Origin of the sequence: Bradyrhizobium sp., from assembly GCF_019244115.1 — a bacterium.
GTDB lineage: Bacteria > Pseudomonadota > Alphaproteobacteria > Rhizobiales > Xanthobacteraceae > Bradyrhizobium.
In genome coordinates this window covers 1-15,343 of sequence record NZ_JAFATE010000682.1, presented here as the reverse complement: position 1 = coordinate 15,343, position 15,343 = coordinate 1, and the positions used below count along the sequence as shown (strand labels likewise).

12 protein-coding genes are annotated in these 15,343 nt (G+C 59.6%); 4 read left to right on the top strand and 8 right to left on the bottom strand.

Annotated elements, in window-relative coordinates:
* The first annotated feature begins 237 nt into the window (after positions 1 to 237).
* The gene (locus tag JOZ76_RS29565) at positions 238 to 954 is read left to right on the top strand and encodes a response regulator transcription factor (protein ID WP_291704751.1); all 717 of its coding nucleotides are present in this window, start codon (positions 238 to 240) and stop codon (positions 952 to 954) included.
* A 127-nt stretch (positions 955 to 1,081) separates the two neighbouring features.
* Here JOZ76_RS29565 and JOZ76_RS29560 read toward each other — a convergent pair whose 3' ends face one another.
* The 4 genes from JOZ76_RS29560 to JOZ76_RS29545 all read right to left on the bottom strand — a co-directional run bounded on the left by JOZ76_RS29560 (position 1,082) and on the right by JOZ76_RS29545 (position 6,598).
* Complete coding sequence (locus JOZ76_RS29560) at positions 1,082 to 2,113, bottom strand: UDP-glucuronic acid decarboxylase family protein (RefSeq protein WP_291704766.1); 1,032 nt, start codon at positions 2,111 to 2,113, stop codon at positions 1,082 to 1,084.
* Positions 2,114 to 2,368: 255 nt separating this feature from the next.
* A complete protein-coding gene (locus JOZ76_RS29555) occupies positions 2,369 to 3,889 on the bottom strand; it encodes a sugar transferase (protein WP_291704749.1) in 1,521 nt (506 codons plus the stop codon).
* A gap of 44 nt (positions 3,890 to 3,933) precedes the next feature.
* Complete coding sequence (locus JOZ76_RS29550; RefSeq protein ID WP_291704764.1) at positions 3,934 to 4,932, bottom strand: NAD-dependent epimerase/dehydratase family protein; 999 nt, start codon at positions 4,930 to 4,932, stop codon at positions 3,934 to 3,936.
* A 331-nt stretch (positions 4,933 to 5,263) separates the two neighbouring features.
* A complete protein-coding gene (locus JOZ76_RS29545) occupies positions 5,264 to 6,598 on the bottom strand; it encodes a polysaccharide biosynthesis/export family protein (RefSeq protein WP_291704747.1) in 1,335 nt (444 codons plus the stop codon).
* 438 nt (positions 6,599 to 7,036) lie between these two features.
* On the opposite strand from JOZ76_RS29545, the gene JOZ76_RS29540 reads away from it, so the two are divergent.
* The 3 genes from JOZ76_RS29540 (at position 7,037) to JOZ76_RS29530 (ending at position 10,208) form a co-directional block, all read left to right on the top strand.
* The gene (locus JOZ76_RS29540; protein ID WP_291704745.1) at positions 7,037 to 8,143 is read left to right on the top strand and encodes a hypothetical protein; all 1,107 of its coding nucleotides are present in this window, start codon (positions 7,037 to 7,039) and stop codon (positions 8,141 to 8,143) included.
* Positions 8,140 to 9,393 carry a nucleotide sugar dehydrogenase gene (locus tag JOZ76_RS29535; RefSeq protein WP_291704744.1) on the top strand — a complete coding sequence of 418 codons (1,254 nt, stop codon included), beginning with the start codon at positions 8,140 to 8,142 and terminating at the stop codon, positions 9,391 to 9,393. Before JOZ76_RS29540 ends, JOZ76_RS29535 begins: the two co-directional genes overlap by 4 nt.
* Before the next feature lie 86 nt (positions 9,394 to 9,479).
* Positions 9,480 to 10,208, top strand: coding sequence for a WecB/TagA/CpsF family glycosyltransferase (locus tag JOZ76_RS29530; RefSeq protein ID WP_291704742.1), 729 nt, complete (start codon positions 9,480 to 9,482; stop codon positions 10,206 to 10,208).
* A gap of 170 nt (positions 10,209 to 10,378) precedes the next feature.
* Here the strand turns inward: JOZ76_RS29530 and JOZ76_RS29525 are convergent, their stop codons facing one another.
* From JOZ76_RS29525 to JOZ76_RS29510, 4 genes are all read right to left on the bottom strand, one after another.
* On the bottom strand, positions 10,379 to 11,503 hold the full coding sequence (locus tag JOZ76_RS29525; protein ID WP_291704740.1) for a hypothetical protein: 1,125 nt from the start codon (positions 11,501 to 11,503) through the stop codon (positions 10,379 to 10,381).
* A gap of 168 nt (positions 11,504 to 11,671) precedes the next feature.
* Entirely contained in the window at positions 11,672 to 12,865 is a 1,194-nt protein-coding gene (locus JOZ76_RS29520; protein WP_291704738.1) for a glycosyltransferase family 4 protein, read from the bottom strand.
* Positions 12,847 to 13,659: a glycosyltransferase gene (locus JOZ76_RS29515; RefSeq protein ID WP_291704736.1), complete on the bottom strand. Its 813-nt coding sequence runs from the start codon at positions 13,657 to 13,659 to the stop codon at positions 12,847 to 12,849. The genes JOZ76_RS29520 and JOZ76_RS29515 overlap by 19 nt, the downstream gene beginning before the upstream one ends.
* Entirely contained in the window at positions 13,616 to 15,046 is a 1,431-nt protein-coding gene (locus tag JOZ76_RS29510) for a lipopolysaccharide biosynthesis protein (RefSeq protein WP_291704734.1), read from the bottom strand. The genes JOZ76_RS29515 and JOZ76_RS29510 overlap by 44 nt, the downstream gene beginning before the upstream one ends.
* Between the last annotated feature and the right edge of the window lie 297 nt (positions 15,047 to 15,343).

Here is a 15,343-nt window from a genome sequence, read left to right as displayed (position 1 = left end):
GACAATACGTTTGCCGGGGCGGTTGACTCCGACCAGGGGCTCATTGGGGTGTTTTTCCTGTCCCGGAACTCCTCGTGATTGTGTTGAGTGGCTTCGCGAGAAGGTGAAAGGTGCTTTTTGTAATGAAATTACCAAATGCTAGAATCAATTGTCTTATTTCCATATATACCTTTCGATATAGGACAAGGTTGTGTCCAAACCAACGGTTGTATTCCGAGGCCGCGACCGAGGCCTGTATTGCGTATTCGCGACAGGGGCGAAGACCATATGCGTCGTACACGCGTCGTTATTGCAGACCGGCATCCCGTGATTCTGCAGGGTTTGAGTCGCGTGCTTGGAGCGCAGCATGACTTCAAGGTTGTTGCACATTGCGGAGACGGCGCGAGCTGTCTCAACGCAATTCGCGTTCTTGTTCCGGACATCGCCATTATAGATATGTTGATGCCTGGGGTTGCGGCGCTGATTAAGTTCAGCTCCGAACATGCTGCTACGAGACTGGTGTTTTTTGCTTCGTCCGTCGAAGATCGCGACCTGCGGACGCTTGCTTTGGCTGGCGTTTACGCCGTCATCCCAACGGATATTGATCCCGATGCTCTGGTGCAGACCTTGCGGAAAGTTGCTGATGGTCAGAGACTTTTGCCGAAGCCCTCGCCCAGTAAGCCGCCCTTTCGAGAGGAGAGCGCAGTCGCGGACGAAGCTCTGACGGCGCTGACCGACCGGGAACGTCAGATCATGCGTCTGGTATCCGAAGGACTGTCGAACAAGGAAATCGGGCGGCGGCTGAATATTGCGGATGGTACCATCAAGGTGCATCTTCACAACATCTTTCAGAAACTTGACATCGGCAACAGGACAGCGCTGGCCGCGCTCGCCATCTCTCAAAATGACTATGCGAGTCCGTCTCCTGGAAGTCGCGGCGCGAAGGGCCGGCAGAGAAGACGTCATAATGAATGACGATCTGGAAAGGACGGCATCGCTCAGGCCGCGGTATCCGGTCGTGGAGCAAGTCTCCTCATCAAGACGGCAATTCAATGCTCTCGCCAAAGATCGTTTCGATCTCCGAGGCACGCTGAGAAATTAGCTATGCCTCTCGTGAACTATCGGCTTCAGCGAATTCCTGCCTGTGGCCGACGGAGAGCAGCTGCTCGAAATAGCAAATCGTTCGACGCAAGCCTTCCGTGAGCATGACCGTCGGTTGCCAGTCCAGCAGCTCTTGTGCCTGACTAATATCCGGACGACGCTGTCTCGGATCGTCCTGCGGCAACGCCTGATGGATGATCCGTGAGCGAGAGCCCGTCAAGGCGATCACCTTTTCCGCCAATTCACGAATCGTGAACTCGTGTGGATTTCCGCAGTTCATTGGTCCGGTAACGTAGTCCGGGCTATTCATCAGGCGGATCGTCCCATTCACCAGATCGTCGACAAAGCAAAACGACCGCGTCTGCTGGCCATCGCCGTAGATGGTTATAGGCTGATTGTTGAGCGCCTGAACGATAAAATTGGACACGACACGTCCGTCATTCGGCTGCATGCGTGGTCCGTAAGTGTTGAAAATGCGCAGTACCTTGATCTTCAGTTTGTGCTGCCGTCCATAGTCGAAAAACAAGGTTTCGGCGCATCGTTTGCCTTCGTCATAGCAGGAGCGCGGCCCAATCGGGTTCACATGGCCCCAATAGGATTCCTGCTGCGGGTGGGTCTCGGGGTCGCCGTAGACTTCGGATGTCGAAGCTTGAAAAACCTTGACCCGCAACCGCTTGGCCAAACCGAGCATGTTGATGGCCCCGAGCACGCTCGTTTTGGTCGTCTGTACCGGATCCCATTGATAGTGGACGGGGGAGGCCGGGCAGGCGAGATTGTAGATTTCGTCGACTTCGACGTAGAGCGGGAAGGTTATGTCGTGCCGCAGAAGCTCGAACCTCGGGTGATGACGGAGGTGCTCGATATTGCGCCTCGCGCCGGTGAAGAAATTGTCGACACAGAGCACGTCGCAGCTCATTTCGAGCAGGCGTTCGCAAAGATGGGAGCCGATGAAACCGGCCCCGCCTGTCACGAGCACGCGTCGCGTTTGGTGGGTTGCGGCTGGCAAGGGCGTTGCCGTAACAGTTGGCACCATGGCCCGATCAGAGCTGACTGCAAGATCCATAGTTTGTTACTCCCGGTGCTCAACAGATCCCACGGTAGCGCGACGAAAATGATGGCGGCGCCGCTTGCCATCGATGGAAGCTTGCCGGAACAGCGGGGTTTGTGCGCATCGTCGCACCGCCGGAAGGGCGCCGGTCCATTTGAGAAAGAAGAGCCGTGTTGGAGCATTGTTTCTCCAAAAGCCAGGCAATACCCGCCGAAGAATGGTTGTACTCTTGTTCGCGCGTCACTTCGCGCCGTGCGCGCCGATGACCGCCGGTAACGTTGCAAGGAGGATGTAGAGATCGAGCCAAAAGGAGCGGTTCTTGATATAGAACAAGTCAGCGGCCCGCTGCACCTCGAGATCACCATTGCTGCGCGATGAGATCTGCCACAAGCCGGTCAGTCCGGGTGGGACGGTGGCCCGCAGCGCCTTGAACTCCGCGTCAAATGCATCCAGATGGTAGGCGGGAAACGGTCGCGGTCCCACCAGACTCATATCGCCACGGATCACATTCCAGAGCTGGGGGAGCTCATCAAGACTGGCGCGGCGCATCAGACTGCCGACGTGTGGCAAGATGCGCGGATCAATAGCCAACTTGAAATAGCGCTCCCAGTGCTCACGCAGACCAGGATCGCTCGCCAGCAGCTTCTCGAGCCGCTGCTCGGCATCGCGATACATCGTGCGCAGCTTCAGAACTCGGATTGGCCGGCCATGAAGTCCAACGCGCCACTGGCCGTAGAAGGCCGGGCCGGGATCGGCGAGCTTGACCGTGAGTGCGAGCAGTCCGATGAGCGGCGCGGTGAGAAGGAAGAGCAGGAGCGCAAAGACCAGGTCGATGGCGCGCTTCAGATTCGGGCGGGAATGATGCGGTCGTCCGCCCAGTTCCAGAGCGACGAAGCAGTCCGCATTGCGAACGTGAATTCCGAAGCTTGGAAACTCGCCTAGCGGTGTGATCAGCAGGACCTGTCGAATACCCAGCCGATAAAGCGCGGCGGGATTTCGGGGGAGGTACTCATAGTCCGGCACGACGACCACCTCTGCTTGGTTGCCGGCCCGCCATCCATCAAGCGTAGCGAGCACGGGGAGGGTCGTATCGGCATCGTCAAGGCCATGCTGCCGCAGGGAGGCATCGATCTCATGGCATGCGCCATCGTCGATGAAACCTACGGGCCGGAGACCGCACCCGGGGTGGGTGAGCAACAGGCGAGCCATCACCCGGCTGCTTGCGCCGTTGCCGAGAATTACGGTTGGGGCACCGTAAAGCGAACGTCGCATGAGGCGGCTGCGGATCAGATGCTCACCCCACAATCCGAGCACCAATGCGACCGCACCGACCAGCGGCACAACTGCCAATTCCAGCAACGGCCCCTGGCGTATCCACGGCAGCGTGCCTGCGAAGACGAACAGCATCATTGCCGTCAGGCGCAGCCGGAAACGCTCAAGCGGGTTCCTGATGTTGGATCGGTAGAGCCCGAGCGCACCGCTGATTCCAAGCAACAGCAGCAGCAGGATGCTCATTTGCGTCTGCATCCGACCGATCAGGCCAAACTGGTCGGCCCGTGAGCATGCAACGACGATCAATGCGGCCGCAGCGACGGCGAGGGTGCTGGATACGATCTCGCCTGCAAGAATCGTTGCCGCGAAACCCCACTGCCGTCGACCTCTCTTGCCGGCAGATCCCGGGCGAACTCCACTGCCCGCGCCGAACGGCGGGCTGCTGGGTGGCGGCAATGGGTGGGCGACGCGCGCTTCGACGTTTGACATCGGCCATCCGCCGTTCAATGCCTGAGTTCGATTTTCCGCCGCGACTATTCCGCCGCTACGGTCGCGCCCGGCGTGGCGTTCTCCGTTTGGGCAGCAATCCAGCTGTAGGTAGGGATAATCCCCTTGCGCAACGTGATTTGCGGCTCCCAGCGCAAGACCGAACGCAGACGCGTATTGTCACTGTTTCGACCGCGCACTCCCTGCGGCTTTGTAAGATCGTGCACGAGCGCGATCTTCTTTCCAGATACCTCGATGACGATTTCGGCAAGCTCATCGACACTGACCAGTTCGTCCGTGCCGAGGTTGAGCGGATTTCTATAATCCGATCGCATGATGCGATGAATACCCTCGACGCAGTCGTCGATGTACATGAACGAGCGGGTCTGCCTGCCATCTCCCCAGACCTCGATCGCGCCTGGACTTTGGGCGCACGCGACCTTTCGGCACATCGCCGCCGGTGCCTTTTCACGACCGCCATCGTAGGTGCCGAGCGGTCCGTACACATTGTGGAAGCGCACGACGCGCGTATAGAGGCCGTAGTCTTCCATATAGTATTGGCAGAGTTTCTCGGCGTAGAGCTTTTCGAGGCCGTAACCTTCCTCAGGCTGTGCGGGAAACGCGTCCTCCTCGCGCAATGGTGTCACATCAGGCGATATCTGCAGGCCGTGCGGATAGACGCAAGCGGATGACGAAAACAGGAATCGTCCGACGTCGTTTCTGCGCGATGCTTCCAGCATGTAGAGATTCATCAGGGAGTTGTTGTAGGCGATCCCGGCATGTGACGCGGTGATATATCCAATGCCGCCCATGTCGGCAGCTAAGTGGTAGACGAGGTCCATCCGCGCCGTGCAGGTTTGGCAGTTTCTGAGTTCTCGAAGGTCGAGCAGCAGGAACTCGTCGGCGTCGGTGCTGCAATATTCGGGAAGCTTGATGTCGACGCCACGGACGCGATAGCCATTTGCCCTCAGATACGACACGAGATGATGGCCAATGAAGCCACCCGCGCCTGTAACCAACGCCCATGGCTTTAACGATTTTGACATCTGATCCATCTGATCCACCGCCTCCGTCATCAACGTTCACCAGGATCATCTCGCGACAACCACGTTACGGCGAATGGTCGCTCTCTCAAGCGCGCAGAAGGAGTAGCCCGATCGTCACGTGCCGTCTTCGTTGTGGCTGGTTCAACACGGAGGTGTAGCGAAATGAAAAAGGACTCTTGGAGGAATTGTCATGCAGCTGTCGCACCTTGCCTCATCCCTTTGCAAGGCGCGCGCCGCGGAGCGGACAGTCGCCGGACCGTTGGTCAGGACCGCGCGCGAGGCCGAAGTGCGTGGTGTTTGGCGTCGTGCGGAGATGTCGGTTGAGGTGCGCTCACTCGGCTGTCCGAGCCAATCCAAGTGCGCTCGCTCTTGCCGCGGCGGCGCTTTCGGGCCGCGCTGAGGTCTCGCCTTGCGCTGGGTTCTGTTCGGAGACCTCGAATTGGTCGCGGGGCAGTTCGAGGGTGGATGGAAACAGCGAGCCGATCTGCACGACGTCTCCAGGCTGCAGCAGGAAGTCGGCGGCCGCCGCGTATTTCACATTACTGGTGCCTTTGGCGCGGATAACCGTTATGGCTGGCGGCTGCGCTTGCGCCGCAGTCACAAGCCCGATCTGCCGGGCAAGAGCCGCACGGGCGTGCTGCGCGGCTGGAAGTGTAACAGTCAAATCCAGAAGTGATCGATCGGTTTCCCGCAATTCTGCCGTCACGCGGCGCTGATACGTGTTGCGCAGTTCAGCGATCTTGAAATGAACATCGCCGATCGAGAGCTCCGCCTTCAGCGAGTCCGATTGTAGACGCCCGATGGCCTCCTCTATGCGCGCTTCCTCGCGCCTGACCTCGATGTAGGTCGACTTGCGTGCTAGTCCGGTCTTATTCAATTGATCGAAATCCGCGACAAGTTCGTGGTGGAGGTTGCGCTGTTGCTGTTCGAGCTCCAACTGATGATTGAGTGAGGCAATCTCGGCTTCAAGACGCGGAATCTGATTCTGCAGTGCCTCGGTCTCCTGTTGGAGAGCCTCCCGCTCCGCTTTGAACGCAACCTGTTCGCCGTCGCGGATCTGCGCGATACGAGCCGGATCGACGACGGCTCCTGAAACATCAGGAAAATCGATGCGATCATGGCCGTTCTGTAAGGCGGTTAGACGTGCGTGTCTTGTAAGGAGAGCCACGCGGCCGATTTCCAGCAGTCGAACACGTTCTTCGGCCTGCAACAGGTTGCTGAGCAGGCCGCCCTGCTGACTTTCTGAAAGTCCGATGCCGCCCGCGCGCGCTATGGCGCCAAGCACCGACAGGCCCTCGCGGTAAGGATAAAGACCCGGTATCCGGACCATGCCGAGCACATAGATCGGACTGAACTCCGCTACCCTGATGCTGACGGTGGGATCACGGACGAAACCTTGTGCAAAAGCATGAGAAATGCTGCCTTCGAGCTCACCCAGCGTAAGATTGATTGCGGAGATGTCGCCGACCATGGGCAGGCGGATATTGCCGCTCTGATCGACAGTCGAGTCCCCGGACAGGTCGGGCTGGCCGTATACGGTTATCGCAAGCTTGTCGCCGACGCCAATCCGGTATGCTTGCGGAGCGGGCGACTGTGCGTTGACAACATTTATCGGCCAGACATGCAGAACTGCTGTCAGTATCACCAGTGCCCAGGCATAGATCATCAGGGAATACCATCGTCCTTCCCTTTGCTGTGCCTTCGCGCAAACTAAAGTCATCCTACTCCGGCCCATCGATTGGCTCGACGCGTTGTGTTGCTACTATAATCAAAACGGAGCGGTGCAGGACTAGAATCTTAGGAGGTACCCCTTGTTAGATGGCCGTTCCGCGGTGATCTCCATAGCGCGCGGGGCTTGCGCAATGGCTTGTGTGATGGTGCAGGCCAAGCGGCGGTAGGCTTCGCGCAGACCTGCACCTCTAGGGCCGTGATTGGCCGAAAGATGTCCCTTGCACTTGCTCCGGATTACCTCTCAAGGGTAGGGCCTGCGCCGCTTTAGTGCGCGGGTTCATCGGGCATCTTGGCTTAACATCTCGCAATCAGGTCAGCCTCGGTCGGTTCGTAGCCGATAGTGCAAGGTTAGCCTTCGTATGAGACGTTGAGCATGAAAGCACGCGCCGGTGACTGGGTCGAGGTTCTTGGCAAGGATGAAATCCTCAGAACGCTTGACAAGCATGGGCGCCTCGAGGGGCTGCCCTTCATGCCGCAAATGTTCAGGTATTGCGGTCAGCGCTTTCGTATTTACAAGACCGCGTACAAGACCTGCGACACCGTGAGTGGAAACTACTCAGGCCGGCACTTGCACAACGGCTATCATCTCAACCTTCGTTGTGATGGCCGTGCTTACGGTGGTTGTCAGGCCGGCTGCCTCATGTTCTGGAAGGCCGCTTGGCTCAAGCGGGTCGGCGGGCCGGTGCAATACGCGCCGAACCTGACCCATTCACCGAACGAGGAAGCGGAGTCGTCGCCACGTTGCACGGAAAGCGACGTCCTGGACGCCACAAAGCGCCCGGAGCTTGGCGCAAACACGAGATATTCGTGTCAGGCCACCGAACTGCTCAACTATACGACACCACTCAGCTGGTGGGATGTACGGCAGTATGCCGAGTTATGGAGATCGCACGATAGAACGTTGGGAGAGATAGCACGCGGCCTTTTCTATCTGTCCTACTACTACGGAACGCTTGCTTTCAGCGACAGATGGGGACGCCCAGCTCGCTGGCTGTACAATCGTATCCAGGCCGTCTCCGGCGGAGTCCCGTTCCCCAGAATGAACGGAACGATACCGCTCGGTCAGCCGACGCCCAGACGCGATCTGGGTCTTCGGCCGGGTGACCTGGTGCGGGTCAAATCCTATCAGGAAATCCTTGCCACGCTGGACACCAGACTTTCGAACAGAGGTCTTTTCTTCGATGCCGAACTCGTACCGTTTTGCGGCAAGGTCTTTCGCGTCAGTATCTGTGTTGAACGCTTCGTGGACGAGAAGACCGGACAGCTGAGGCGCATGAATACGCCGGCGGTGATCCTGGAGGGCGTCAGCTGCAAGGCGCGTTATGGTGGGCGGCGGATATTCTGTCCTCGCAGCATCCATCTGTGGTGGCGCGAGATCTGGCTCGAACGGGTCTCCGTCGACGAATGCAATCAAGGCAGCCTTTCATCTTCTCACCACTCGGCCGCGTGTGCGACGGCGCAAGGTGCTCATTCCTCATGAACCCGATCAAAACAGCTTCGGTTTGCGGTCTAGGAAAACTGGGGGCGTGCATAGCTGCGACGCTAGCAGCTCGCGGGCTCGAAGTCGTGGGAGTGGACGTCGATCCGGACAAGGTTAAGAAGATCAACGAGGGCGTGGCGCCGCTGGATGAGCCGCTGCTCGCGGAGACTATCCGAGCCGGACGCTCACGACTTCGTGCCACTCTCGACCCCCGTGAAACTGTTGCCACTGACGCCACCTTCTTTATTCCCCCATCTCCGAGTCTGCCGGACGGAAGTTTTTCGAACGAGTTCTTGTTGAAGTCCATGCAGCCGGTTGCCAAGGCGATGAAGGATGCTGGCAAAAGGAATCATCTGTTTGTCTGCAGTTCAACGACTACGCCAGGTGCCGTAGATGCGGTTCTGGTTCCCATGTTAGAACGCGAACTCGGTGGCATTTGCGGCAGGGATTTCGGCGTCTGCTACAATCCCGAGTTCATTGCGCTGGGCGACGTCATCAATGGGCTGTTGGAACCGGACCTTGTGCTGATTGGCGAATCGGATCCCCAAAGCGGCGCGGCCCTGGAGCAACTTTACAAGAGATACAACCGCAATTCACCGCGGATTGCCCGTATGTCCATTGTCAGCGCCGAGCTCGCGAAGATATCGCTGAACAGCTACATCACCATGAAGATCAGCTTTACCAACCAGTTGCGAATGATAGCAGCGCGTCATTCAAAGGCCGATATCCACGCCATACTCGACGCGCTCGGAAGCGACAGCCGGATCGGGAAAAAATATTTGCGCGCAGGCCTGAGTTACGGAGGCCCCTGTTTTCCGCGCGACAACCGTCTCCTGGCCTACACGGCCCGGCAGGTCGGACTGGAAGCGCCGCTGGCCGAGGCTTCGGACCGGATCAACGAGCGAACCAAGCAAGAGCTCGTTCAGAAAGTGCAGGACATGGTCCAGCCGGGCGACACGGTTGCGGTTCTTGGCGTCACGTACAAGCCCGAGACGTATATTACCGAGGAAGCGGCGGGACTTTTCCTGGCTCAGCAACTGAAACGGCGCGGCCATCGCGTTCTCATCCATGACTTCGCTGCAACCCCCGCCAATTCGCCGAGCCTCCACGAGTTCGAGCTGATCTCCAATTTGGATGAATTTGAAAACCATCCCAATGTGAAACTCGCTGTGATTTGCTGTCCGTGGACGCGCTACCGGGACTTCGCTCCGGCATCGGGAACGAGGGTCTTCACACCATGGCATCTGTGAGTGGAAATCCGATTGAATCCGGTCCATCCTGCTCTGCACGGGCTGATGTGTACCCAGCCGACGGATCATTGAAATCGGTCAGGGTCTTGGGCACGTCGGTCGCTTGTGCCACGTACGATTCTGCGCTGGCGGACATCAAGGCGCTCGCTCGTGAACCGCGGGCCGCAGCGGTCTGCCCCTCCAATACCCACATCCTTGGCGAGGCACGGCACACCCCCGAATTCGCCAGGGTCCTGGCCCGGTTCGACATGGTGTTGCCGGACGGGATGCCGGTTGTCTGGGCGCTCAATTATCATGGGGCTGACCTGAAGGACCGCGTGTACGGTCCTTACTTCATGCGACACGCGTTGCGGCACACGCCGCGCCCGTGGCGACATTTTTTTTTCGGCGATTCCGAGGAGTGCCTGGTCGAACTGCGACGCGCGCTGGTCCAATTGCAACCCGATGTCGATATTGTCGGTATGCTCAGTCCGCCATTTCGACCCTTCACGGAGGCTGACGAGGCGTCGTTCGCCGATATCATCAATCGCGCCGATCCGGATTTCGTGTGGGTCGCGCTGCCAGGCGTACGGATGGAACGGTGGATCATCGACAACCAAGCGCGCTTCCGGCGCGGTGTGTTCCTTGCAGTGGGAGATGCTTTCGCGCTGCTCAGCGGCCGCCGTTCGTTCGCGCCGTCGTGGATGCAACGGCTGGGGCTTACCTGGGCTTACCGGTTGAGCAAGGAGCCGCTCCGACTGGGCCCACGTTACCTGCGATATCACTTTATCTTCGTGTCTTATTGGCTATGGGACGCGCTGCGCGGGCGGACTTAGAAACCCCACCGGATCGTCGACGCGACAGTTCACAATCGGACTTAGAGTTGCGGATTGGACTCAGACCTTGAGAGAGGCCGGGTTGAACGTCAAGATGAGCGGGGGGGGCGTTCTCTGATGTTGGATCACGCGCACAAAGGGCGAGGAGACACATTGCCTGGGCAAGCTCGTTACACCACGGTTTGTTCTGCCCCTGAAATATTTGAAAGCTGCTCGCGAGCACTAGGGCACGCCTCCGCCGTCGGCACGACCTCCCTAATGTAGAGTTGCTCCTCGCTGATGCGCTCGAGCCAGATCTCGCGCCACCAGGAATAGATGCTGCGCGGGCAGAACATCTTGTTGGAGCTATAGTGCGAGCGGCACCACACGCCGTCCAGGATCAACGCCGGCGTCTTCAATGTCCTTATCACGCCGGTCTTCTCGTCAACGAAGCGTTCGACGATTGTTTTGGCCCGGAACACTTTGCCACAATAAGGCACCAGCTCGGCATCGAAATGCAATCCCCGGTTATTGCCAGCCGTGTCAAGCGTTGCCAGGATCTGCTCTAGGGGCTTCACGCGAACGAGATCACCGGGACGGATCCTGCTCTGACGGCCGACCGGCGTGAGCTGCCCGGCCGGAATCTTTCCTTTGCGACGAGGGAATGGCACGCCTCCCCGCAGGGCTTGAAAACGATCATAGAGCCAGCGGGCCGGCGCGCCCCACTTCTCCTTGAACGCCAGCGTGCCATAGTAGTAGGTCTGATAGATGAATCCGCCTATGATCGTGCTAAACGGCGTGTTGCCCGACAGGTAATCCTCCGCATATTGCCGCGCATCCCACCACTTCAAGGGGCGAGCGAAATCGAGCACTTCCGTGGCCTGGCAGGAATACCGCGTCGGTTCGCTTGGCTGCTGCGGGCGCTTGGTTGCCCGCCAGACATCGCTTTCGGCGCAACGGCTGGCTGGCGGGAACTGAGCGACGAATTCCCTGCCGGCCTGTGCCCTCACTTTCGCGTCGACCGGCTTGAGCCATGCTTCCTTCCAGAAGATCAGACAGCCCGCCTGGCAGCCGCCGTAAGCCTTCCCGTCACAGCGGTGCTCGAGATGAATGCCGTGCGGGAGCTTGAGGCCCCCGAGGCTGCCTGGGGCATCGCAGGTCTTGTGCGCGCGCTTGTAGATTGGGAATCGCTGGCCGCAATATTTGAACATTTGCGGCATGAATGGCAGGCCTTCGAGCCGTCCGTTCTCGTCGAGCGTTCGCAGGATCTCCTCGCGGCTGCGAACTTCGACCCAATCGCCTGCTTGCCAATTCATGCTTGCGCTCCTCTGCAGGTCGCAATGCTCCACCGCGGGCTGATCCTGTCAGTGCTGAGGCGCCGGACTTGTGCGTGAGATCTTGCGGGAGGATAGATCGGTTGCGACAGAACGGCCTTGGGGCATTGGGGTTAATCCTTCCACAAGTACCCCGCCGAATGCGCGCAGCTAGTTCGGCTTTAGCCGCCGGCGCGCCTGTTCGTAGATAGCGAGCAGCATCTCGCAATTGCGTTCAGCGGTATAATGAAGCTCGAACTCGCGCCGTGCGGCCTGCTGCATGCGCCGCCGCTCTTCGTCGTGCGCCGCAAGCCACTCGACCTTCCTGCCCAGGTCTTCAGCGTCGCCAGGCCGCGCGTGCAATCCGGTCCGGCCATCGTCAATCAACTCGCCGAGCGCGCCGAGATTGCTGGCAATCACCGGCACGCCAGCGGAAAACGCCTCAACGACGGCCATCGGGAACCCCTCGTACCATATGGAAGGAATGATCAGCACGTGGGCGCGCCGGAGCAGCTCCGCTATGCCGTGTTTGCTCACATGCCCGAGCAACTCGACGTTCTTCATGCCTTGAGTGGCCGCCTGCACCTCAGCTCTCAAGGGCCCGTCGCCGGCTATCTTCAAAGGCAGGCTCATGCCGAGTTGTTTCCACGCGATAAGCAGCGGACGGATGCCCTTCTCTTCGGACAGCCGCCCGATGAAGAGAGCGAAGCCGCCGTCTCCCCGGCCAGGCGGGGCGGCCGAGTGAACAAAATTCGGTTTTACAAAGAGACGATCGGGCGGCAGCCCACCCCGGATGAACTTTTCGCGGCCGAACTCGGTGAGGGCGATGTAAGCGTCCACCATTGTCCTCCACGTTCCCAATGTGCGGTGCAGTACCAGCATCCCGGCGACCGACACGGTTGCCGCCCGGCTGCCGCGATAGCAGGCGTGAAGCACACCGGGTATTGGGGCGGTCTTTCCCAGGCATTGCTCGCAGACGCTGCCTTTGCGAAGGAGCAGCCCATTGGGACAGATCAGCCGATAATTGTGCAGCGTCTGCACCACGGCCACGCCCGCCTCGTGCGCGGCGTAATACACTGATGGTGATAACAGGGGCAGAAAGTTGTGGACGTGCATGACGCTCGGGCGGAAGCGCGCCACCTCGGCGGCCACACGCTGCCTCGCGATCCGGGAATAGATGGCAGTGAAACCGGTCGCGACCTGGGTCAGTGCGCCCGAAATCTCCGCATTGTTCGCCTCAAGCAGCGAGACCTCGTGACCGTGGTCCTCAAGCATGGATTTTTCGGCTTCGACGACGACATCCTCGCCGCCTGCAAACCTGTAGCGGTTGTGGACAAGAAGGATTCTCATGGCCTTGTCTGCCACGTCATGCCCAGCTCCAGTCGTGCTCGCTCGATCAGCTTGCGTCCGCACCAACCCGGATTGCCCAGGTTGAACCAGGCTTTCATCGCGTATCGTCGTAGCGGCCGGCCGTGATCGTCGTGCAAGCCCAGCGACTGCCGGATCGCACGCGCCTCGTGGGTGGCGCGGTCCGTGTGGACGATGCTGTAGTTTCGCAGGTGCCTGCGCCAACAGGCGAGCGGCCGCGCGATCCGCTCGAACGGCTCACGTTGAAGCGCGCGAGCAAATAGATGGAAATCGGCAGCGACGTCGTAGCGCTCGTCGTACCCGCCGAGTTCCGCGAAGAAGTCTCGGTTCATGTAAGTCGCCAACGGAGAGATCACGTTCCAGTCCAGCGCCACGTGTGCCGCTGCGGTCATCCATTGCGGGGGAGCGCGAAACTCCCCCAGGCTGTGACCGTTGGGATCGATCCATCGGATACCACCGACCACCCACCGTCGCCGCCTGCGCCAGTAGGCCTTGACCACGGCCTTCATGGCACCCGGCAACAGCACATCGTCGGCTCCCAAAAAGCCGATGAGCTCGCCTTTCGCGGCGCGATAGCCGATGTTCATGCGCCCAGTCAGACCGACTGTTGGCTCCCGCAGCGCCCGTACGCCATAAGCAGCAGCGAGCTCGGCCGAGCCGTCCGTGCTCCCGCCGTCAACGATCAAGTGCTCGATCAGGATTCCGCCAGGCGTCTCCACCTTCACTGACTCGATACACGCGCGCAGATCATTTCCGCCGTTCAGGACGGGCGTGACGATACTGATAATCATTGTCTTCTCCCGGTGTTGACACCAGCGATACCTCCGGACGTGCGCGCTCCGCCGACGACAGCATCCGGGCGACAATGCAGGATGCAGCGATAAGGCGAACGACCTTCGCGGCACCGAGAACCAGCGCGCATCCCGCAACGCCATGCGAGCCGACGAACGGCAGGAGCAGCGCGACAACGGCGAGGCTTATTCCATTCATCCACACGGCAAGCTTGGCCGATTGCACTCCATGGACGAACGTGCTCATCATCTCGGCAATCGAGTTGATGGCGACCGCCAGCACCATCACGCCGACGGCCTGCTCCAGGTTCGTGTAGGGGGAATTGACCCCATAGAACAAGACAAGCACCGCGTGAGGCATGAGCATCACGGGAATGACGCAAAATGAAAGCAGCGTCGTGCCAATGATTATGTAGGTCTGTGCGGCTCTCCAGGCGCTTCGCATGGTGCCGGTTGCATAGGTCTGAGCCACGGTGGTCAGAATTATATTGGACAGTCCGAAGGCAATCGGGTTCACGAGATTGGCGACGTTCAAGACCGCCTGGAAGGCCGCAGCGCCGGCCGGGCCGCGCGCCGTTGCAAGCGCCCAAGGAAACGCCTGCATCGTCACGATCAAGATGATTCCGTTCAGGAAGGCCCATTTCCCGTGCGTCCAGAAGCTGTCCAGCAAGTCGCGCGCATTACCGTCGCGGAGGAGTGTTGGAGGGCGCTGATAGACCTGGACAGCGATGGCCAGCGCGCATGTGCCGGCCATGGCAAAGAACGCGTTTGACACGCTGAGGGTGTGAGAATAGGCGAGGGTGGCGATCCCGGCGGCAGCGCCGACGTAGGTGATGCCATCGGCGATCGCGGCCGTCCGATGACTGAACTGCGCGAGTAGTGCGCGGCGCAGGCCATCCTGCAGCTGCCAAAGCACAAGATAGACAGCCGCCGCAAACGCGATCTCCGAGTGACCGAAAGCAATGAGGCATGAGGTAACGAGGATCGAGAACGCACTGGTGGAAAGCGCCGTCAAGATCAGTGACACGAAAACAAGGTCCGACGGGCGCTCCTCCTTGCCGCCGGCGAGCTTCAGCATGAGCGGATAGTAGATGAGCGATGCATTGAAATGCTGGAACAGGAAAAAGCTGCCAAGCAGGAGCGCGAACGTGCCGTACTGCGGTGTGTCGAGCTGACGGGCAAGCTGGACATTGATCAGAAAGGCGCCGAGGCTGATGACGCCCTGGTCCAGCAGCGTCCAGAACCCGCCATTGAAACGCTCCCATAGCCGGCCAATGCCGGTTCTCGGGCCTGGGACGTCGGGCAGGGCCTGCGCGGCGATCGCCGGCGTGGCCTTGGACGCAGCAGCGACAGCATCATCGGAACCATGGGATTCGAGCAGTGCCATCTGGGTTTGCGTTTCGGTACCTGACCTCAGACCACGCGATTGTGTAGACTCCACCGAGGTCTGTCGCGTGCTCAAATGGCCATTTGCGCGGTCAAAGGTGTTACGAGGATTCCAATATTCCAACCTCCGCTCACTTAGAGGACTTCGCAATTGCGACCAAGGTACCGTTAAGCTCCTGGCCATTGCCTCGGAAGCCGGCGAAATCGAGCAAGGCGTGTCCCCAGACGAATTGCGGGCGTACGCCGTCTGGGAAGCGATAGGTGTTGTGGTCGAAACGATTGCCGCCGCTCTCGATAA